21 protein-coding genes are annotated in these 20,508 nt (G+C 66.3%); 14 read left to right on the plus strand and 7 right to left on the minus strand.

The genetic code is table 11. The annotated features are described in order from the left end of the window. Positions 1-4: 4 nt before the first annotated feature. Both GRI89_RS05405 and GRI89_RS05410 read right to left on the minus strand, forming a co-directional pair. Positions 5-1,096 carry a hypothetical protein gene (locus tag GRI89_RS05405; RefSeq protein ID WP_159792996.1) on the minus strand — a complete coding sequence of 364 codons (1,092 nt, stop codon included), beginning with the start codon at positions 1,094-1,096 and terminating at the stop codon, positions 5-7. A 73-nt stretch (positions 1,097-1,169) separates the two neighbouring features. After that, positions 1,170-2,660 carry a carotenoid oxygenase family protein gene (locus GRI89_RS05410; RefSeq protein WP_159792998.1) on the minus strand — a complete coding sequence of 497 codons (1,491 nt, stop codon included), beginning with the start codon at positions 2,658-2,660 and terminating at the stop codon, positions 1,170-1,172. A gap of 87 nt (positions 2,661-2,747) precedes the next feature. On the opposite strand from GRI89_RS05410, the gene GRI89_RS05415 reads away from it, so the two are divergent. Continuing rightward, the gene (locus GRI89_RS05415; RefSeq protein WP_159793000.1) at positions 2,748-3,290 is read left to right on the plus strand and encodes a MarR family winged helix-turn-helix transcriptional regulator; all 543 of its coding nucleotides are present in this window, start codon (positions 2,748-2,750) and stop codon (positions 3,288-3,290) included. On the opposite strand, the gene GRI89_RS05420 is transcribed toward GRI89_RS05415, so the two are convergent. After that, positions 3,287-3,823, minus strand: a complete 537-nt coding sequence (locus GRI89_RS05420) for a TetR/AcrR family transcriptional regulator (protein ID WP_159793002.1) — start codon at positions 3,821-3,823, stop codon at positions 3,287-3,289. The genes GRI89_RS05415 and GRI89_RS05420 overlap by 4 nt on opposite strands. A 74-nt stretch (positions 3,824-3,897) precedes the next feature. On the opposite strand from GRI89_RS05420, the gene GRI89_RS05425 reads away from it, so the two are divergent. Genes GRI89_RS05425 through GRI89_RS05435 form a run of 3 tightly spaced genes read left to right on the plus strand, consistent with a single transcriptional unit; the run spans position 3,898 to position 5,870 of the window. Next, positions 3,898-4,356: a nuclear transport factor 2 family protein gene (locus GRI89_RS05425; protein WP_328598100.1), complete on the plus strand. Its 459-nt coding sequence runs from the start codon at positions 3,898-3,900 to the stop codon at positions 4,354-4,356. A gap of 21 nt (positions 4,357-4,377) precedes the next feature. After that, on the plus strand, positions 4,378-4,809 hold the full coding sequence (locus tag GRI89_RS05430; RefSeq protein WP_268891735.1) for a DUF6152 family protein: 432 nt from the start codon (positions 4,378-4,380) through the stop codon (positions 4,807-4,809). Continuing rightward, a complete protein-coding gene (locus tag GRI89_RS05435; RefSeq protein WP_159793006.1) occupies positions 4,806-5,870 on the plus strand; it encodes a hypothetical protein in 1,065 nt (354 codons plus the stop codon). Before GRI89_RS05430 ends, GRI89_RS05435 begins: the two co-directional genes overlap by 4 nt. Here GRI89_RS05435 and GRI89_RS05440 read toward each other — a convergent pair whose 3' ends face one another. Together GRI89_RS05440 and GRI89_RS05445 are read right to left on the minus strand one after the other, a co-directional pair. Next, on the minus strand, positions 5,871-7,082 hold the full coding sequence (locus GRI89_RS05440; protein WP_159793008.1) for an MFS transporter: 1,212 nt from the start codon (positions 7,080-7,082) through the stop codon (positions 5,871-5,873). Continuing rightward, positions 7,079-7,939, minus strand: a complete 861-nt coding sequence (locus GRI89_RS05445) for a hypothetical protein (protein WP_159793010.1) — start codon at positions 7,937-7,939, stop codon at positions 7,079-7,081. Before GRI89_RS05445 ends, GRI89_RS05440 begins: the two co-directional genes overlap by 4 nt. A 109-nt stretch (positions 7,940-8,048) precedes the next feature. Between GRI89_RS05445 and GRI89_RS05450 the strand changes: the two genes are divergently transcribed. From GRI89_RS05450 to GRI89_RS05470, 5 genes are all read left to right on the plus strand, one after another. Next, the gene (locus tag GRI89_RS05450; protein WP_159793012.1) at positions 8,049-8,813 is read left to right on the plus strand and encodes an SDR family oxidoreductase; all 765 of its coding nucleotides are present in this window, start codon (positions 8,049-8,051) and stop codon (positions 8,811-8,813) included. A 14-nt stretch (positions 8,814-8,827) separates the two neighbouring features. Further along, entirely contained in the window at positions 8,828-10,390 is a 1,563-nt protein-coding gene (locus GRI89_RS05455; protein WP_159793014.1) for an FAD-binding oxidoreductase, read from the plus strand. Beyond that, on the plus strand, positions 10,387-10,812 hold the full coding sequence (locus GRI89_RS05460; RefSeq protein WP_159793016.1) for a c-type cytochrome: 426 nt from the start codon (positions 10,387-10,389) through the stop codon (positions 10,810-10,812). The genes GRI89_RS05455 and GRI89_RS05460 overlap by 4 nt, the downstream gene beginning before the upstream one ends. Beyond that, a complete protein-coding gene (locus GRI89_RS05465) occupies positions 10,809-11,342 on the plus strand; it encodes a hypothetical protein (protein ID WP_159793018.1) in 534 nt (177 codons plus the stop codon). The genes GRI89_RS05460 and GRI89_RS05465 overlap by 4 nt, the downstream gene beginning before the upstream one ends. Before the next feature lie 106 nt (positions 11,343-11,448). After that, positions 11,449-11,748 carry a GIY-YIG nuclease family protein gene (locus GRI89_RS05470; protein ID WP_328598101.1) on the plus strand — a complete coding sequence of 100 codons (300 nt, stop codon included), beginning with the start codon at positions 11,449-11,451 and terminating at the stop codon, positions 11,746-11,748. A gap of 96 nt (positions 11,749-11,844) precedes the next feature. On the opposite strand, the gene GRI89_RS05475 is transcribed toward GRI89_RS05470, so the two are convergent. Then, complete coding sequence (locus GRI89_RS05475) at positions 11,845-12,342, minus strand: nuclear transport factor 2 family protein (protein ID WP_159793022.1); 498 nt, start codon at positions 12,340-12,342, stop codon at positions 11,845-11,847. A gap of 78 nt (positions 12,343-12,420) precedes the next feature. Here GRI89_RS05475 and GRI89_RS05480 point away from each other — a divergent pair, with 78 nt between their 5' ends. From GRI89_RS05480 to GRI89_RS05495, 4 genes are read left to right on the plus strand one after another with little or no spacing between them, the layout of a single operon-like run. Beyond that, positions 12,421-13,326: an NAD(P)H-binding protein gene (locus GRI89_RS05480; protein ID WP_328598106.1), complete on the plus strand. Its 906-nt coding sequence runs from the start codon at positions 12,421-12,423 to the stop codon at positions 13,324-13,326. After that, positions 13,323-15,506, plus strand: a complete 2,184-nt coding sequence (locus GRI89_RS05485) for a PQQ-dependent dehydrogenase, methanol/ethanol family (RefSeq protein ID WP_328598102.1) — start codon at positions 13,323-13,325, stop codon at positions 15,504-15,506. The genes GRI89_RS05480 and GRI89_RS05485 overlap by 4 nt, the downstream gene beginning before the upstream one ends. Positions 15,507-15,545: 39 nt before the next feature. Then, positions 15,546-17,015 (plus strand): aldehyde dehydrogenase, encoded by a 1,470-nt coding sequence (locus GRI89_RS05490; RefSeq protein WP_159793026.1) that lies wholly within the window; start codon positions 15,546-15,548, stop codon positions 17,013-17,015. 53 nt (positions 17,016-17,068) lie between these two features. Further along, complete coding sequence (locus tag GRI89_RS05495) at positions 17,069-18,688, plus strand: sulfatase family protein (protein WP_159793028.1); 1,620 nt, start codon at positions 17,069-17,071, stop codon at positions 18,686-18,688. Here GRI89_RS05495 and GRI89_RS05500 read toward each other — a convergent pair. Next, the gene (locus GRI89_RS05500; RefSeq protein WP_328598103.1) at positions 18,685-19,791 is read right to left on the minus strand and encodes a PepSY-associated TM helix domain-containing protein; all 1,107 of its coding nucleotides are present in this window, start codon (positions 19,789-19,791) and stop codon (positions 18,685-18,687) included. The two genes, GRI89_RS05495 and GRI89_RS05500, sit on opposite strands and share 4 nt — an antisense overlap. Positions 19,792-19,923: 132 nt before the next feature. Between GRI89_RS05500 and GRI89_RS05505 the strand changes: the two genes are divergently transcribed. Beyond that, entirely contained in the window at positions 19,924-20,502 is a 579-nt protein-coding gene (locus GRI89_RS05505; RefSeq protein WP_159793032.1) for a septal ring lytic transglycosylase RlpA family protein, read from the plus strand. The last annotated feature ends 6 nt before the right edge of the window (positions 20,503-20,508 follow it).

Consider the following 20,508-nt stretch of genomic DNA (forward strand, 5'->3'; position numbering starts at 1 on the left):
GACCTTACTTGTGAACCGACAGCGTGATGCCTTCTTCCGTATGCATGATTTCGCCGGCGTCGCGTTGCTCGGCCCGGGCCTCGCGCTTGGCGGCGAGGAAGGGGCTGGTGCCTTCGATATAGCCGCGGGTCTGCTCGTTGCCCTCGATGCAGGCGTATTCGTACTGCACGTAGTCCGAATTGCGGGTCCACGGGAAATCGTACTTGAACGGCGCGGTCAGCGTGACCGGATCGCTCACCCATGCTTCGTAGTGGATGTGATCCGGATTGGTCAGCGTGAGCTTTTCGACCATCTTCATCTGGTCGCTGCTGGGGATCGAACGCCCGTTCACCCCGCTGCCGCCGATCGGCTGGCCGGGAAGGAAGTTGGTGGTCTCGATGACCAGCGTGTCTCCTTCCCAGTGCCCGACCGAATAGCCCATCCAGCTCTTCACCGGCGCGGGCGGCGGGCCCTTGCCTGCCAGCGGGATGATGCGCGCGTCGTGGATCATCTCGAGCCGGATCACCGCGTAGCCGGGAGACTGCCAGACCTCGATCCCGCTGTTGTAGGCGCCGGGGGTCATCGCCCCGGGCAGGCCGCGGGCGATGCAGCGGTCGTAGGGGCTGAAGTCGGTGACCCAGATGAAGGTGTCCTCGCTCCAGCTGCTCTTCATGTTCTTGGAGCCTTCGAGACCCGCAGCCGTCGGGGGCGGCACGCGGCCGTCGGCCGGCTCCATGATCAGCGAGGTCTGGCGCATCGGCTGGCCGCGCTCGGTCCAGTGGCCCATCCCCATGCGGTTGGCCTTGACCTCCATGTTGTAGAGCTTGAGCTGCTCGTCGGCAGCCTTCTGCGCGGCAGCGTATTCCTCGTCGGTGAGCCAGGCCTTGGTCCCGAGCGGGGCTGGGCGCTGCGCCGGCGTGCCGCTGAGATTGTCGATCGGCCACTTTCCGGTCAGGTCGGGATCGCCCCACTCGGTGCGTGGGACGCTCCACCCCGGCGGCGACTGGTATATCGGATCCATCGCCGTGGCATTGACTTGATCCTCGGCAGCGACAGGCGCCACCGCCACAATGGTGAGGGGCAGCGCCAGCGCGATACCGACCATTCGCAGACTCATCGAAACTCTCCCCAGTTTTGCCGGAGAGTATGCACCGCTGGTCTGGCGATGCAACTTCGTTGATTCGGTCCGCTCAGCCCTGAAGGACGGAATTGTCGAGCTTTTCCCGGCTCACCCATGTCCCGTGGACCTGACTGCGCAGCGCGAGGCCCGTCTTGATCCTGGCGATCGGCCCGGCCTCGACGTTGTCGGCCTCCATGATCCAGAGCTCGGAGAGATATTCTCCCGGAATCTGCTGCGATGGGTCGGGGTTCAGTGGGATATCGATCACGCTCATCACCCAGCCGCCGTGGCCGGTTTCGCACGAGGGGACGTAGGCCGGCTCGCTGATCGCGGCGCCGGGGGGCAGGCCCATCAGGCTGACGCGGCCGTTGCCCGGTTCGAAGCGGATCAGCGCGTTGAAGTTCGCGCCGACCGGGCCGCCCGGCATCGGCGGCCCGCCCTGCGGGTTCATCGTCAGGTACCAGCAGCGATTGTAGGGTCGTCCCTGGTCGGCGTCGGCGAGGCGGCAGAGGTCGCCCGGCGGGCCGATTTCCTTGGTCTCGAGCGTCGGAGTGGCCTTGCTAATGTCTACCGTCCAGCGCGTGACCGCGCCGTGGATCGTCTGCTGTTCGCGCTGGATTCCGCCGGCCTCGCGCATGAAGGCGAAGGCGTTGGTGTCGGTCAGGCACAGGTCGATGTGGATGAGGTCTCCGTCCTCGTAGGCGTTGACCTCGTGGAAGCACGAGACGCCGACCGGCCCCTCGATCCACTGGATGTCCTTCACGTCTCCATAGCGCTTCATGATCCCGAGATAGCTGGGCAGGTCCTGGTGGTGCGCCCAGTGCGCCCCTCCGGCCTTCAGGCGGTCGAGGTCGGCCAGCGTCGGGAAGATCGGGAAGACGGCGTAGTTTTCGGTGATCACGAAATCGTGGATGGTGGAGCAATAGGGCTGCTGGAACCACTGTTCCGAGACGAGATTGCCGTCTTCATCGGCGATGCAATAGGCGACATCGAGGCTGCACAAACCGCCGGCCTCGTAGCCGAAGAAGAACAACTCGCCGGTGACCGGGTCGATCCGCGGGTGGGCGGTGAAGGTCTCGGATTTGAGCTTGCCGCCGTAGTCCCAGCGCCCGGCGGTCTCCAGTGTGTGCGGGTTGATCTCGTAGCCGAGCCCGTCCTCCTTGGTCATCAGCAGGCGTCCGCCGTGGAACACCGGGGTGGTGTTGGCAACGGTGCGGTCCTTGCCCGCGACGCTGGGATCGTCGGTGAAGGGGTTGCGATAGCGCCCGAACAGCGCTTTGCGCGCGTCCTTTTCGGCCAGGTAGCGCTCGGTCTCGACATACTTGATGTCGAAGTCGACCGCGCCGTGATCGAAGTTGAAGCGCGCCACCATGCCGTCGTGATTGAGCGCGATGTCGTCCTCGAACATTGGTGCGTGGGCGTTATCGGGCACGGCCCGGAAGAACGCGCCTTCGATCTCGGCGGGGATTTCGCCCTCGACGACGAGGTTGCGCCGGGAAATCTCCATGCGGCGCGGGGTGTTGCTGCCGATGAAGTGGATCGTCTGCGGATCTGCAGCCATGGCTGATAACTCTCCCAATGATTCTTGGCTTATGACCGTAACGCCTGTTACAGTCTGCGCAAAGCTTCGGCATTGACCGGGCGCAAAATGAGGGGGTGGACCTTGGTCGAGGCTGATACCGACGATCGCCGCTTGGTTTTGAGCGAGCCTGAGGGGCGCGTGGGCACGCTGCACAGGCTGCTCAAGCTCAACAATCGCCTGCTGGCACCGTTCTCGACCCACCTCGCGCACCGCTATGCGATCAGCCTCAACGAATTTCGATTATTGATGGCGATCGGTCGGCTCGGCGCCAGCGCCAGCCACGAGCTGGCCGAGCACACCGGGGTGAACGCGATGAGCGTCAGCCGCGCGGTCAGCACGCTGGAACGCCACGGCCGCATCACGGTCGAAACCGACCCGGCCAACCGCCGCCGCAAGGTCCTGCGTCTGACCGGGGAGGGCGAGCGGCTCTACGAGGTGATGCTGCCGCACACCCAGGTCGTCGCAGACTACCTGCTACGCGGCATGGCCGACGAAGACCTGGCGACGCTCGACGCGATCCTCGGCAAGCTCATCGCCCGCCTAGAGGCGACCGACACCGAGGGGCGTTCGCAGTTCATCGAAGAAACCAAGCCCGCCGGCGAGGGCTAGTAGCCGAAACCCTTGATCAGCGCGTCCAGCCCGGCCTCGAACGTCTCGTCGATGTCGGCCAGCCCAGTCGTCCTGACGGGGCCGCTGCGGCTGGTCGCAAAGCTGTTCCAGCCGATCACCAAAGCTTGGATCGAACGCTGTGCCTTCAGTCCGCGCTCGTCGCCGATCCCGGCCTCGTCGAGCAGGCCGAGGAACTTTGCCTGCATTTCCTGGTCGAGGTTGGAGACTGACGGACGTGCGCCGATGAGGGCGAGCACGTCGCGCGTCGATCGCTGCATCCGCCACAGGATCAGTCCGAAGGCGTGGAGCCAGTCGCGTCCCTTGAGACCGGGCGGGATCTCGTCGAGCGCGCCCATGAACAGATGGTGGCTCATCAGCGCCAGCAGGTGGCCCTTGTCGCCGACGTGGCGGGTTAGCGCCGGGGCGGTGGCGTTGAAGCGCCGGGCGATCTTGCGCAGGCTGACCTCGGCGAGGCCTTCCTCGCACATCACGGCCACCGCCTCGCGCACGATCGTATACCGGTCCAGTTTCATGCCGCCCCTCATAACGGCGAAAGCGGGCATGCCAAATTTTCCCGCACCGGATTTGTGGCGCCCAGGCTCGCACGGTGGCAAGTTCGGCTATCGAGGAGAGCCGCATGAACCACGATGAGCGCCGCGCGATCGAAGCCGACTGCACGCGGCTGATCAACCACTACGTCAATCTCAACGATGCGCAGGACTGGGAAGGCTGCGCCGCGCTCTACACCGAAGACGCGGTGTTCCGCCGCCCGAGCGGGGGCGATCCGGTGCATGGGCGCGAGGCGATCCTCGCCAGCTTCCGCGCCCGCCCGGCGCGCGCCCAGCGCCACGTAATCGCCAATGTCGTCGTCGATGTCGAAGGCCCGGCGACCGCGCGCGCCTTCAGCGTGATCGTGCTGTACATGGGGCAGCCTGCGGAGGGGGACGAACTGCCTGTGCAGGACGCGAACAGCCCGCTGATCGGCTGGTTCCGCGACCGCATCGTTCTCACACCTCACGGCTGGCGTTTCGCCGAGCGGACCGGCGGGCTCGACTTCCGGCCCTGACCGGGCGGTACCAATGTACATTTGACGAAGGCGCGCAACCGCTTATCGTCGGCTGAAATCGGCGACGGGAGACGCTGGAAGTTACAAAGGATTCTTACACTGGCAGCAGGCCTCGCGGTCCTGATCGCGAGCGCCGCGCCGGCGCACCATTCCGGCGCCATGTACGACCAACTGAAGACCACGACCCTCACCGGTACGGTCCGGCAGTTCCAATGGACCAACCCGCACTGTTTCATCCAGCTCGTCGCCAAGGACGACAAAGGGCAGGACGTGGAGTGGAGCCTGGAAATGACCGCGCCGGTTCACCTGCAGCGGCTTGGCTGGCGCAAGTCCTCGCTCAAGCCGGGCGACAGGATCACGGTCAAGTTCCACCCTCTGCGCAACGGTGAGCCGGGTGGGAACGTGCTGGAGGCCTTCACGGCGGATGGCAAGCCGGTCGGCAAGCCGGCATGAGCGTTCGGCTCGTCCCTTTCGGCGCAGGTGCCGCGCTGTTGGCGTTGCAGCCTGCTTTCGCGGCCTCGGAAGGCGCGTCCTGCAAGGCAAAGGACCCCGCCGCGTTTGAGGCCTGGCAGGGCGTCTGGGCGGTCGAGGGGATCGATGCCGCCGATCAGGGACTCAGCGGCCGGAGCGGCCAGGCCGATTACAAGCTGATCGGCCTCAATGCTCCTTGGAACGACGAAGGCTGGGGCCGCATGGCGGCGGTGCTCAGGGAAGCCAGCAAGGGCAACATCAAGCAGGGCGGCTGGGGTTTCCCGATGATGATGGATTCCTTCTCGGAATTCACCTTCGTGATTTCGCCGTCGCAGACCGCCATCATCAACCAGTACCGCGAGGTCCGCTCGATCTACACCGACGGGCGCGGGCACGTGCCCGAAGAGGATGCCTGGGCAACCAACTGGGGCGATTCCACCGGTTGCTGGGAGGGGGATACGCTTGTTGTCGACACGGTCAGCGTGCGCTTCGATCCGGCGTTCAATTATGCCGCTCCGCCCCTGTCCGAGCAGGCCCATTTCGTCGAACGCATCCGCATGGTGGCGCCGGACCGCATGGAAGACGTGATGACGATCACCGATCCGCTCTATCTCGAAAAGCCGTGGACGGTTTCGCTTACTTTCATTCCGGCGGGCCTCGACCGGCTGACCCTCGATGCCTACGACGATCGCAACGACACCGAAGCGCAGACGATCACGTCCTCGACGCGTACGGAGTTCACTGGCGTGCCGCTGCCGAGCGGAATTACGCTCAGTCACACGCAACTGGATGCGGTGGCAGGCACCTACACCCTCGACGGCACACCACTCGAAGTGGTGTTCGAACGGCACGACGAACGGCTCTACCTGAAGCCTCCAGGTGCCGACGTGTGGATTCCGATGTTTGCCAAGGGTCCGCAAAATTTCGTCTCGCTCGACGGCGGAGACGTGAATTTCACCCTCGACGCGAACGGTAAGGTAGCCGGCTTTACCGGCAAGAGTCCGACCGGAGAACCGACCACCGCGACGCGCAAGGCGCCCTGATCAGGCGACCGCGGCTTCGACCTTGGGCTTGACCCTCAGGGCCGCCGGCAGGGCGAGGCACACCAGCGCGCCGAGGATGGCAGGTCCCGCCGCGGCGAGCAGGAATTCGCGGGGTTCAGCGCCAGTGGTCAGCAGGAACTGTCCGATCATCGGACCGGCAATCGCCCCGGCGCGCGCGACGAGGACGCCAACCCCGAGCGCGGATGACAGGAGGTGGCTCGGCATGAGGAACGCGGCCAGCGCCGGCAGCGCCATGGCGGCCCCCGTCACGCCGCCCATCGCCAGCAGGATGAACGGGGTCCAATCCTCGGGAGCAACGACGCCAAGACCTATTGCGAGCAGCGCGGCGGCCATCATCAGGTAGGTCCCAACCATGACCCAGCCGGGTCGCCAACGGTCGATCAGGAAGCTCATCGCCAGACCCATCACGAAGCCCGCGCCCTGCATCAGACCCGAGATCCTCGCCGCCGCGTCGATTGTGTAGCCGGCCCTGGGCAGGATCGTGGGGATCCAGTTGGAGAGCAGGTAAAGGTTCACGGCATTGAGCGTGAGAGCGACGGCAAAGACCGCGAACGGGAATGTCCACGGGTGCTTGAAGAGTTGCAGCTGGGGAACCTTCGCGGCCTTTTCCGGCACCGCTTCGGTCGCAGCGACGTTGCCGCCGAGGACGAAACCCAATGCCACGGCCAGTGCTGCCGCGAACAGCCCGGGAATGACGAACAGGCCTTCCCAGCCGCCCATGCGCACGACCTCGGGTGCGGTCAGGCCTGCCCCCATCGCGCCGAGCGTGATCCCGGCCGAGACCAAAGCCATGACGAAGGCCTTGCGGCCCGCGGGCGCCAGCTCGGCGGAAAGCGCGGTGCAGTTGGGCAATGTCGCGCCGAGCGAGAGCCCGGTCAGGAAGCGCCAGAATGCAAAGGCGGTAATCGATCCGGCGGTCGCCGTACCGAGCGTCGAAACAGCGGCCAGCACACAACCGAAGACGATCATCGGTTTGCGCCCGAACCTGTCGCCCAGCGGCGCAAAGATTGCAGATCCCGCTCCCATGCCGACCAGCACAGCGGAAAACACCACGCCGAACAGCGCCGGCGACATGCCGAGCGAGGTCTCGAGGTGTGGAACCGCCAGCGGCATGGCGTTGAGGTCGTAACCGTCCATCACAAAGACGCCGGCCAGCAGGACCTGGGCTAGGATGCGCCTTGCCCCGCTCATGCGCGCGAATCCCACGGCGAGGGCATGTGATAGGGCACCGTGATGAAATTCGCCTCGATCTGTTCGATCGCACCCTCCCTGATCTTGAACGCTTCGGACAGGTAGAACGTATGCGGCCGGCGGATCGGGCTGGTTACCTTCGTCCCGTCGGTCAGCTCGTATTCGCCCAGCTTGCCGCAGTGATCAATGAACCCGTGCGCCAGGACGATGCCGCGCTCTTCGTCGACCAGCGGAAAACGTCGGCCGCGCAGGCGGTCGTCGTAACGGTAGTTGCCCTGCGCGAACTGCTCCTCGCAGCCGAGGTGCGCGACGGGGACGAAGAAGTCGGGGTTGTTGGTGGTCTGCACGCCGTTCTCGATCCGGTTGCAGCCGGGATGGAACCTCGTGCGGATCGTGCCGTCGTTGAGTTGCAGCGTCGAGAAATAGCCGTCGGCCAGTGCGATCATTTCGTCGCGTCTCGAACGCTCGGCTTCGGGGACCGGGGTTTCCATCACCGGCTTCGTTTCGAACTTCGGGTCGGGGAAGACCAGCGCCTCGTCCTTCTGCCGCACGACGATGGTTTCAACTTCTGCGAATGAAGCGCTTGAATAACGGATTCGAATGCATGCACCGGACGTATCGTTCGTCTCGGTAACGGTGGTGAACAGCGCGACCTGCCCGGTCTGCTCGTCGGCAAAGCGCAAATCGTAAGGTCCGATGCCGGTCACCGTCTGCCATAGCCCGTCACCCTGTTCGAGCGCGACGTTGTTTTCGGTGGTCAACGCCCCGTCTGCCCAGTCGAGCCGAGTGTGATCCTGCGCCAGCAAGGCGGCAAGATAGCGGTCGAGCGCCCCGTAGAGCTCGTGACGTGTTGCCAATCCCTCTCTCCTTTCGCACCCCGTTTTGGCAGGGGTCGCTTGACTCCATGCCCTGCTAGCTGAAAAGTAACGACCGTTAAAGTCGCATGCAAAGCGGCAGGGAGAGAGAATGGATCCGCAAGGCAAGATCGCCGTGGTCAGCGGGGGCAATTCCGGGCTGGGCGAGGGCGGGGTGAAGCGCCTGCTCGAAGCCGGCGCGACAGTCGTTTCGCTCGACGTCGCGGGCACGGCGCCGGACGGCGCCGACTTCGTCCATTGCGACGTCGGCGACGAGCAATCGGTCGCCGCCGCCGTGGCGGAAGTGCTCGCGAAGCACGGCCGGATCGACATCCTGCTCAACAACGCCGGGATCGGCGGCCTCGGCCAGGTGGCAAGCGCGGAAGGGCCCGGCGACATGGCCAACTTCCGCAAGATCATCGGCGTGAACCTCGTCGGCGCGGCGCAGGTCGTCGCCCACGTCGGTCATGCGATGACGAAGAACGAACCCTCCGGCCCGGACGGCGAGCGCGGGGTGATCGTCAACACCTGCTCGATCGCCAGCTTCGAAGGGCAGGAGGGGATGGGCGCCTACACTGCGACCAAATCCGCGCTCCACGCGCTGACGCTGGTCTGGGCGCGCGACCTCGGCAAGTTCGGCATCCGCGTCAACGGGGTCGCGCCGGGCTTCATGGACACGCCGATGGTGGCCATGCTGCCCGAGGCGATGGTCACCGAACTGCTCGCCGACAACGAATTCCCCAAGCGCGCCGGACGCGCCGACGAATATGCCGCAGTGGTCGATTTCCTGATCCGCACCCCGCTGGTCAACGGCGAGGTGATCCGCCTCGACGGCGGCGCCCGTCCTCCGGCGCGGACCAAGTGGGCATCGAGCTAGTAGAGAAGGCCTAGATGGAAGAACTCCCCCTCCCGCCGGGCTTCACCGCCCGGAAACTCGACCAGGTGCGCAAGGCCTTCGAGGCCGCGCTGGGGGCCGACAAGGTCTTCTTCGAGGACCTCGACCGGCTGACCTACCAGGACAAGTTCGCGATCGACGAGGATGCGCACCATCCTTCGGGTGCGGTCGGCCCGACCACGGTCGAGGAAGTCCAGGCGATCGTTAAGATCGCCAACCAGTTCGCCATGCCGCTGTGGCCGATCAGCCGGGGCAAGAACTTCGGCTACGGCACTTCGGCGCCGGAACTGGCCGGATCGGTCGTGGTCGACCTGTCGGGCATGAAGAAGATCGAGTTCGACGCCGCCAACGGCGTCGCCACGATCGAACCGGGCGTCGGCTTCTACGACCTCTACGACTACCTGCAGGCGAACGGGCTGCCGTTCTGGCTCTCGACCCCGGGCAACTCGTGGGGTTCGGTGATCGGCAACGCGCTCGATCGCGGCGTCGGCTACACGCCCTATGGCGAGAACACCAAGTTCCTCTGCGGGCTGGAGGTCGTCTTGCCCAACGGCGAGCTGGTGCGCACCGGGATGGGCGCGTTCGACGGCGCCGATACCTGGGGCCTCTACCCGTTCGGCTTCGGCCCCGGCTGGGACCAGATGTTCGTCCAGTCGAACTTCGGCATCGTCACCAAGGCAAATGTCTGGCTGATGGAGGAGCCGGAAAGCCTGATGGGCATGGACGTCGAATTCGACCGTCCCGAGGACCTCAAGGCAATGGTCGACTGCATCGGTCCGCTGCGACGGGAGGGCCTGCTGCGGCAGAGCCCGAGCATCGGCAACTGGTTGCGCGCCGCCTCGATCCTGACCACGCGCGACGAGTGGACCGACCAGCCCGGCGCGCTGTCGGACGACGTGATCGACGCGATCCGCAAGCGCTTCAACATCGGCTGGTGGGGCGTTTCGTTGCGGCTCTACGGCCGCGAGGAAATGAACAAGGCGGCCTACAAGGTGCTCGAAAGCGAGATCGGCAAGATCAAGCCGATGCTGGTCAAGCCGACGAGCTGGGTGAAGGGCCAGCCGATGGAGCGTTCCGGCTTCACCGGCACGCCGATGACCTTCCCGCTGCAGAACGTGAACTGGTACGGCGGGCGCGGCGGGCACATCGGCTTCTCGCCGATCCTGCCGCAGGACGGCGACAAGGCGCTCGCCCAGTTCCAGCGGACCTACGCCCGCTACAAGGAATACGGGATGGACTACCAGGGCAGCTTCGCCTTCGGCGAGCGCCACCTGATCAACGTCAACGCGATGATCATCGACAAGGATGACGACGCGAAGATGGCCAAGATCGACACCTTCTTCCGCGCGCTGGTGGCCGACGCCAAGGCCAACGGGTACGGCGAATACCGCACCCACCTCGATTACATGGACCTAGTCGCGGGCAGCTACGGCTGGAACAACAACGCGCTGCGCAGACTCAACGAGACTGTAAAGAACGCGCTCGATCCCAATGGAATCATTGCCCCGGGCAAGAGCGGGATCTGGCCCAGCAGGCTGGCAGGGGAGCGCAAATCATGAACCTCAAGATAACTTCAGGTGTCTTTGCCGGGGCCATTTTGCTGCTCTGCGCGACGCAGGCGAACTCGCAGGCCGGGGCCGATGCCGTGTCCGCCCAACCCGCGCAGCGGGGCGGGGCCGCGCCGATGCCCAAGCCGCTCACCGTGTCCTCTCGGCCCAACGCAACGGGCGGCGAGAGGGCTTATCTCGAGAAGTGCGCCATGTGCCACTCGGCGCCGGGCATGGGCGTCGGCCTGATCGGCCGGCGCAGCGACACGCCCGACCTCGAGAAGCGCGACAACCTGACGGTCGACCTCGTCACCACCTTCGCGCGGCGCGGGATCGGCAACATGCCGGCAATCACTCGCGGCGAAGTCTCGGACGAGGAACTCGTCGCAATCGCCCAATATCTTGCCGCCGGCCCGCACGAGGCCTCGCAATGATCCGCACCACGCGCCGCACCGCGCTGATGGGCGCGCTCGCCGTGCCGACCGTCGCCGGCCTCGCGCAATGGCGCTGGCGGCATGGCGAGCGCTCGCTGCTGCTCTACGACGACAGCCTGGCCGCGGGCCGCCGCTTCGCCGCCGCCGGTAACGAGCGCGGCGGGCAGGTCATGGCGATCGAAGGCGACCGCGTGCGCCTCGCCCGTGAGGTTCTGGCCGCGAAACCGGCACTCGTCGCCGGGGTCAGCCGCCACGCCGATTTCATCCTGCTTGCCGATGTCGCCCGCGAACACGGCTACCGCCCCGCCGCCACAGTCTACGGCCGCGCCCGCCAGTGCGCCGGCCACGAATGCCAGCCCGGCTGGCAAGCCGTCGGCCGCATGGCGCGCATGGCCGGCGGATCGTGGATCGAGGCGCTGGCCGACTACGCCGCGAAACCGGGTGAGGCGGCGGGAAGGGCGCTTGGAGGGCTTGTGGCTGGGCCGGTCGATGCGGGACTGGTGTTGGGCTGGGTGCTGGCGCCGCGTTGAAGTTTGAGGTGCTGCACTTCGACGCACTGGTTTGCTTCGCTACGCTCGCAATCACGAACGGGTTTTCGTCGTTGCGAGGAGCGAAGCGACGAAGCAATCCAGAGCGGTGAAGCGCGAATTCCAGCCGGCTGTCTACATCGTAGCCAATCGCCGCAACGGCGCGATCTACACCGGCGTGACGTCCGACCTCGTTCAACGCATCTGGCAGCACCGCGAGGGCGTGGCTGACGGATTCACAAAGCAATATGGCTGCAAGATGCTCGTCTGGTACGAGTCACATTCCACGATGGAATACGCGATCCTGCGCGAGAAGCAGATCAAGGGCGGTCCACGGCGCAGGAAGCTGGAACTGATCGAGCAGGCGAACCTGAAGTGGCGTGGCTTGTATGCGGAGATTTGTGCCTGACCGCCCTGGATTGCTTCGCTTCGCTCGCAATGACGAGACAACCTATGATCGTCATTGCGAGGAGCGCAGCGACGAAGCAATCCAGAGCGGATCGCGCTACCGCCGAATAATCAGCGACTCAGGCCGCTTCCTCGCCACCCAATGCCCGCGTCCCGGGAAGTTCTTCAGCACCTCGCCGTCCCACAGCCGCACGGTGCGGCGTTTGAAGCGCCATTCGCCGTCGGCTTCCTTGACCGCGTGGTCGTCGTACCAGCCGGTGAAGCGCAGGAGGTAGGGCGGTTCGCCCTCGCATTCGGTGACGAAGGCAAAGCCGCGCATTTTCACGCTGCCGTCATCCTGCGGCATGTACTGGACCTGCGTTACATGGTGCTGGCGGCCGGGGAAGCCCGGCGCGTTGGCGTAGTGCTTCATCAGCCCGCGGATGCCCTCGTGGCCTTCCCAGATGTCGGGATCCTCGAACACTTCCTCGCTCATCACGCAGTCCGCGGTAAAACAGGCGACGAGACCTTCGGCGTCTCCCGTGTCGAGCGCCCACGAATAGGCGGCGATCAGGTCCTGCAGGCCGAGGCGGTCCTCGACGGATAGCTTGCTCAAGATGACTCTCCCGGTTGTTGAATCAATCGTAACACCCGTTATGATCGCCGCCAAGTAAGGAGAGGATTCTTGGGCAAAGTGATCGTGTCCGGCGCGTCCGGGCAATTCGGCATGGCGGCGGCGCGGATGCTGCTGGAGCAGATTCCGGCGGAGGACCTGATCGTGTTCAGCCGCTCGCCCGACAAGCTGGCGGAATTCGCCGAGGCCGGGGCCAGCGTGCGCGCGGGCGATTTCGACGACCCTACCTCGCTCGTCGGGGCGATGCAGGGCGGCGAGAAGCTGCTGCTGATTTCGACCGTGCGTGTCGGCAGCCGGGTCGAGCAGCACACCGCCGCGGTCGAGGCGGCGAAGGCGGCCGGCGTGAAGCACGTCGTCTACACCTCGCTGCTCGGGGTGCGCACGCCGGGCAATCCTTCGGTCGAAGGCTTCGACCACATCGCCACCGAAAAGATGATCGAAGCCTCGGGCCTCGCGTTCACGCACTTGCGCGACAGCCTCTATGCCGAGGCCGTGGCCACCGCGATGGCGATCCCGGCGCTGGCCGCCGGTCACAAGCCCGAGAACTCGGGCGCGGGCCGCGTGCCGATCGTCAGCCGCGACGACTGCGTGGCGACTGCGGTCGGCGTGCTGACGCAGGACGGGCACGCCAACACGGCCGTCGACGTCACCGGACCGGAGATGTGGACCCTGCCCGACGCGATGGCGCTGGTCTCCGAAATGGCCGGCAAGCCGATCGTGGTCGAGCCTGTCGATGACGAGGGCATGTTCCGGTACTTCGACTCGCTCGGCGTTGCCCGCAAGGCCTCCGACGTCGTGCCCGACGGGCCGATCCCGTGGGCAAGCGAGGGCATGGTGACCTTCGGCCAGTCGATCCGCGAAGGCTTCATGGACGTCGAGTCCAACGACGTCGAACGCATCACCGGCCGCAAGCCGCGCACGCTGCGCTCGGTGATGGAGCAGTATCGCGGGGCGTGGCCGCAGTGAGGGCACTCGTTGCGCTTGCCGCGCTGGCGCTCGCCGCCTGCGATACCAACTCGGTCGATACTTCGACCTATGGCGCGGGCGACAACTGGGACAACCCGGGCGGCGACTGGGCGGAGAGCCATTTCTCACGGCTGACCGACATCTCGGCCGACAATGTCGGCCAGCTCGGCCTCGCGTGGGAATTCGACCTCGGCACCAACCGCGTGCAGGAATCGACCCCGATCGTCATCGACGGGGTGATGTACGCCAGCGGCAATCTCGGCCGCGCCTATGCGCTCAATGCCGCGACCGGCGAGGAATTGTGGAGCTTCACCCCGGAGGTCGACATGCAGGCCAACCGTGCCGCGTGCTGCGACCAGGCCAATCGCGGCCTGGCGGTGGCGGGCGGCAAGGTCTTCACCGCGGCGCTCGACGGCATGCTTTACGCGCTCGACGCCAAGACCGGCGAGGTGTTGTGGAAGGTCGACACCATCGTCGACCACGAACGCGCCTACACTAGCACCGGCGCGCCCGAGCTTGCCGGCGATCTGGTCGTCATCGGCAACGGCGGGGCGGAATACGACACGCGGGGCTACGTTACCGCCTACAATGTCTCCGACGGCACGCAGGCATGGCGTTTCTGGACCATCCCGCACGATCCCAGGGACGGCCCGCAGGAATCGCCCGAGCTCGAGGCGGCGCTCGAGACCTGGAGCAAGGACACGCGCTGGGATATCGGCGGCGGCGGCACGGCGTGGGACGCGATCACCTACGATCCGCAGTTCGACCAGGTCATCGTCGGTGTCGGCAACGGCGGTCCCTACCCGATGAAGATCCGCAGCCCCGGCGGCGGCGACAATCTCTATCTCGACAGCCTCGTCGCGCTCGACCGCAAGACGGGGGCGATGAAGTGGCATTTCCAGGAAACCCCGCAGGACCAATGGGACCTGACCGCGACCCAGCCAATGATCCTCGCGCAGTTGGACGTCGGCGGCGAACAACGCCCGGTCATCCTGCACACGCCCAAGAACGGTTTCTTCTTCGTGGTCGACCGCGAGACCGGCAAGCCGCTCGCCGCCAACCCGATCGTGCGGACGAGCTGGGCCGACACGTGGGACCTTGCGACCGGCAAGCCGCATCTGACGCCGGAGACGAGCGACTACAGCAACGGGCCGCAGATCATCTTTCCGGCCAGCCCGGGCGCGCGCAACTGGTATCCGGCGGCCTATGACCCGGGCCGCAACATCTATTTCGCCCACGTCATCGACATGGGGAACCTGTTCTGGGTACCCGGTCCCGATCGGCCCGAGCGGATCAAGGGCGGGATGAACGCCGGCGTCGCGGCGATCTTCGGTGCCGACCTGCCCAGTGTACTCGCCACTCTGCCTCCGCTGATCCAGGAGCAGGTCAAGGCACTTCCGACCTACAAGACGGCGATGGATCTGCCGCAGTCGAACGAGGTGCGGGCGATCGATCCTCTGACCGGCAAGACCAGGTGGTCGATCCCCGGCGACGGCTACCAGGATCGCCACGGCGTGCTCGTCACGGCCTCCGGCCTCGTCTTCTACGGCGACCTCGCGGGCAAGCTCCACGCGGTGGATGCGGAGACCGGCAAGGAGCTGTGGAGCGTCGATACCGGCAGTTCGATCATGGCCGCACCGATGACCTACCGCGTCGACGGGGTGCAATACGTCGCCGTGCAGACCGGTTTCGGCGGCGGCGGCTGGGGCTTCGTACCGCCCTATTCGGCCGCCTACCAGCGCGGCAACGCCAACCGGCTGCTGGTGTTCAAGGTCGGCGGCGGCGCAGTCCCGCTTCCGGCAAAGCTCCCACCGCTCGAGCCCGCGCCGGCTCCGCCGCCGCAGCTTTCCGGCGTGACCCCGGCGATGATCGCTGAAGGGCAGGCGACGTTCACCGCCAACTGCGCCGCATGCCATTCGAACCAGCCGCGCGCCGGCCTTCCCGACTTGCGGCGCATGTCCGGCAACATTCACGATGCCTTCGATACGATAGTGCTCGACGGCGCGCTGGTTGCGAACGGCATGCCGGCATGGGACGACCGCCTGAGCAAGGACCAGGTCAAGGCAATTCACGCCTGGCTGATCGACACGCAGGGCAAGCTCCGCGCGCGCGAACTCGAACTGCAGAAACGCGGCGAGCCATTGGATTCGCCCAGCGCCGCGATCCTGAGTAACTTCTGACACAAAGACCCGAGTCTCTCGGGCGAGAGGAGATTTGTGATGACCCCCCAAGGCGTAATGATCCGCAATCCGGACAAGCTCTTCATCGGCGGCGAATGGGTCGCCCCGCTGTCGGGCGAGAGCATCGAGGTCGAAAGCCCGGTGACCGAGGAAATCGTGGCCCGCGTCGGCGCTGCCGGCAATGCCGACATGGACCGCGCGGTCGCCGCCGCTCGCAAGGCGTTCGACGAGGGCCCCTGGCCGACGATGCCGCCGGCCGAGCGCGGCGCGATGCTGATGAAGATGGCGGACGTGCTCGAACGCCGCGTGCCCGAGATCGCCGCCGCCTGGTGCGCGCAGATCGGCGGGCTCGAGCAGCGTTCGGTGATGATGCAGATGGGCTCGGTCATGGGCATGCGCGGGATTGCCGCGCTTGGCGAGAGCTTCCCGTGGACCGAGAAGCGCAAGGGCCTGATGGTCGATACCGCGGTGATCGCGCGTGAGCCGGTCGGAGTCGTCGTCGGCATCGCCCCGTGGAACGCACCGTTCGGCATCATGCTCAACAAGGTCGCCTATTCGCTGATCGCCGGCTGCACGATCGTCATGAAGCCCTCGCCGGAAACCCCGCTCGAGGCTTACATCATCGCCGAGGCGGCGGAGGAAGCAGGCATCCCGGCAGGCGTGGTCAACCTCGTCCCGGCCGACCGCGAGGCCTCGGACCACCTGATCCACTCGAACGACATCGACAAGGTCAGCTTCACGGGCTCCTCGGCGGCAGGCATGCACATCGCCAGCGTCTGCGGCTCCAAGATGACCCGCGCGACCTTCGAACTCGGCGGCAAGTCCGCGGCCATCGTCCGCGACGACTTCCCGATCGAGGACGCGGCCAACATCCTCGGCAACACCATCACCATGATGAGCGGCCAGATCTGCGCCATGCTCAGCCGCGCGATCGTCACCAAGGACCGCCACGACGAACTGGCCGAAGCGATCGCCAAAGTCATGAAGGGCGTGAAGATCGGCGATCCCTCGGACCCCGAGACCCAGCTCGGCCCGCTGGCGATGAAGCGGCAGCTCGACCGGGTCGAAATGTACATCGAGGAAGGCCGCAAGTCGGGTGCCGATCTCGTCACCGGCGGCCACCGTCCGCCGCACATGAACAAGGGCTACTACATCGAGCCCACGCTGTTCGCGAACGTCGACAACAAGAGCCGCATCGCCCAGGAAGAGATCTTCGGCCCCGTGCTGTGCCTGATCCCGGCCGAGGACGAGGAAGACGCGATCCGCATCGCCAACGAGAGCAACTTCGGCCTCAACGGCTCGGTCATGACCACCGACGCCCAGGCCGCCTACGACATCGCCCGCAAGGTGCGGACCGGCGTCGTCGGCCAGAACGGCATGCGGATGGAATTCGGCCAGCCGTTCGGCGGCTTCAAGCAGTCGGGCATCGGGCGCGAGGGCGGCGAGGAGGGCCTCTGGGCCTACCTCGAAACCAAGACCATCCTGCTCGACGCCGAACCCGCGCTTTGATTTCCCCCTCCGGTCCGGCATAAGTCGGACCGGAGAGTTGGGGGAGGGCACTGATGAAACGGATTCTGCTCGCGCTGGCAGCCGCGGCGGCGCTTGGGTCATGCGTAGCCGATGCCCCTCCAGAGCAGGTCGCAGCCGTCCGCCATGATCGCCCCAACATCCTGCTGATCATCGCCGACGACATCGGCATGGACGGCATGACCGGCATGTATCCCGGCCTGATCGACGAGTTGACCGAGCGTTACGGCCCTTCGGGCTTCAACAACCCCGAGTATCGCCGGATCGCGGGACATCCCGCCTCGACCCCGGTGATGGACGCCTTCGCGCGGCAGTCGATGACCTTCAGCCAGGCTTGGGCCGAACCGTTCTGCTCGCCGACGCGCGCTTCGCTGCTGACCGGGCTCAACGCCTCGCGCCACCGGGTGCAGACATACGCCGACGCGCTCGACCAGCATCACGACAGCTTCGTGCGCATGCTCCATGACGCGGGCTACCGTACCGGGGTGTTCGGCAAGTGGCACATGGCCGGGCTGCCGGCCGCTCCGAACAGCGGCGGCAAGGACTATCCGGGCATGAAGCCCAAGGAGGCCGGGTTCGAGCGGTTCGAAGGCAACATGCACGCCGCGCTGAGGACATACTGGGACTACGAAATCCACGAGCAGGACGATGCCACCGCGCCGGACGAGTTCCGCACCACCGGTGAGCGGACCGCCTCGCTGCCCGGTATCGCGCCGACTACCTTCGCCGGGGTGGTCAAGACCGCCGACGCGATCGACTGGATCAGGGCGCAGGAAAAGGCCGACCCGAACCGGCCATGGTTTGCCTGGGTCGCTTTCAACCTCAGCCATGCGACGATCGTCCAGCGCCCCAGCGCGATGATGATCCCCAATGCCGACACGCTCGACGCAAAGACCCGCGCCGAGGTTGAGGCATGCGGCGGCAAGTTCGGCACGATGGAAACCGGCGACTGTTCGGGCGAGACCCAGTTCCGGGCCATGACCAACGCGATGGACACGCTGATCGGCCACTTGCTCAGCGCGATCGACGATCCCGACACCTATGTGATCTTCGTCGGTGACAACGGCACGCCGATGTACGGGCGCCCCATGCTCGACTTCATCGACAACATGTACATCACCCGCAAGGATCGCGGGAAGGGCAGCGCCTACCAGGGCGGCGCGCTGGTGCCGATGGCCATTCGCGGGCCAGGCGTGAAGTCCGGGACGAGCAGCGGGCAGATCACCCACGTCGTCGACCTGTTCTCGACCATCCTCGACATGGCCGGCCTGCCGGTGCCGCAAAAGGTCGCCGACGAGACCGGGGCGCGGACAATGGCGCTCGACGGACGTTCGCTGTTCCCGATCCTCACCGGCAAGGCGAGCGCCAACCGCGATCCGTGGAGCGATTTCGTGGTCACGGAATCGACCAACCTGATGGTGGATTCCATCAAGGTCGTCGGCATCCGCAACGCGAAGTACAAGCTGACCTGCACCAAAGAGGCGGCGGCCTGCGAGTTCTACGACATCGCCGGCGACCCGCTCGAGCAGTACCCGCTCAGGAAGCCGGCGAGCTGCACCGCCTACACGGCGCTGCCCAAGAGCGATCCGGCGTGGAACTACTGCCGGATGATGGACGAGGTGCGCGGTGGCTCTATCCTCGGGCAGGACGCCTAGCCGGCGTTTTGGGCAGAGAAGGCGGCGCGCACGCTGCCCTTCACCCTCCGCCCGCGCAGCCACATCATCACGCCGGTGACGGCCAGCCCGGCAGGAATCAGCCCGCCGAGGAAGACCAGCACCTGCCACCACACCGGCATGCCGTTGCCGTCGTGGATTCGGCGCATCAGGCGGGCGGTCGATTCCGGTTCGGCGGGAGGAGGCGGAGTGGCTTCGCCGCTGGCGTCGGACACCGTCACGGGAGCGTCGAGCCCTTCGTAGCGCAGCGACCACGCCGCGTCGGGCTCGGTCGGCCACGACAGCGAAAGCAGCGGGCCTTCGCCCAGCGGCTTTGCGGCGGCAATGACGGCGTCGGGGCTCATCATCACCTGTTCGATCGGCGCGGCGCCGAAGCCGCGGGGGCCGCGCGGCGGGCCGCCGGGATCGCCCGACAGCGCGCCGAAGAACGCCGGAAAGCTGATCCACGCGCCGGTGAAGCTGAGGATGGCGAGCGGGATGGTGATCCAGAATCCGCCCTGGTGGTGCAGGTTGCCGCTGGTCGTCGGCATGCGCTTCCAGCGCAGGCCCCGGGTGAATCCGCCCTTGAACGGCCACCACAGCCACAGGCCGGTGAGCGAGGAAATCAGCATGGCGACGCCGATCCAGCCGACGACCTTGCGGCCGACCTCGGGGATCATCAGCGAACCGTGGATGACATGCATCACTCGCACAGCGCCTTCTCCGCTGTTGGCCTTGTCAAGCACGCGCCCGTCGACCGGGTCGAGCCAGAGCTGCGTGCGCACCGGGCGTCCGCGCTGCGGGCCGGGTTGGGCTGCGGTGGCCATGACCGCACCGGCGCCTTCGGGCCAGCTCAGGCTGAGCAGCGTTTCGCCCGACTCGAGCGCCTGGCGCGCCGCGGCGGCGTAGAATTCGGCGTTCTGCTGCGGCACGGCCGCCGACGAGCGCTGCGGGTTGAGCGCATCGTTGACCCACTCGTCCCACACCAGTGCCGAGCCGGTCAGGCACAGCGGGATGATGACGATTGCGAGCAGCAGCCCGATCCACTTGTGTACCTGGAACCACGCCCTGCGCAGCCGCACCGTCGCCGAATTCGCACTCGCCACTTGAGAACCCCTCGCAATAGAGCGTCCCTCCAAGCAGACCTGAGAACGATTCGCAAGAACTACCGGAAAGTCCCGGGCATAGCGCGGCGGCGGAGCTTCCGGGCCGGGCGAGGCGGGCGTATCCTGTGCGCCATGGAGATAGCGAGGGCACTCCGGGCATCAGGCGTCGCAGCCGCGCTGCTGGCGCTTTCGGCCTGCGGTGGCGGCACCAAGTTCCGTCCGGTCAGCGATGTGCCGGTGCGCATCGGCCCGCCTTACACGGTGCGCGGGGTGACCTACACGCCGCGCGCCGAGAGCAACTACGACCGGCTCGGCTATGCCACATGGTACGGCCCCGAATCCGGCAACCAGACCTCCAACGGCGAGCGCTACCAGCCCGACTGGATCAGCGCCGCGCACACCACGCTGCCGCTGCCGAGCTACGTCGAAGTGACCGACCTCGACACCGGCAAGCGGATCATCGTGCGGGTCAACGACCGCGGGCCGTTCTCCGGGCGCGGGCGGATCATCGACCTGTCGCGTGGTGCGGCGGAAGAATTGGGTATGTTGCGCAAAGGCGTCGCCCCGGTCCGCGTCCGCGCGGTCGAGCCGTCGAAGAAGGACCGCGAGCGACTGCGCGAAGGCAAGCCGGCGAAAGAGCCGGGCCGTATTTCCGAAGGCGAACTGAGAAAACTCAGGGAGCGGCTGGCCGCGGGGGCAACTAGTCCCTAACGTGTC

The sequence above is a fragment of the Croceibacterium salegens genome, assembly GCF_009827435.1.
GTDB lineage: Bacteria > Pseudomonadota > Alphaproteobacteria > Sphingomonadales > Sphingomonadaceae > Croceibacterium_B > Croceibacterium_B salegens.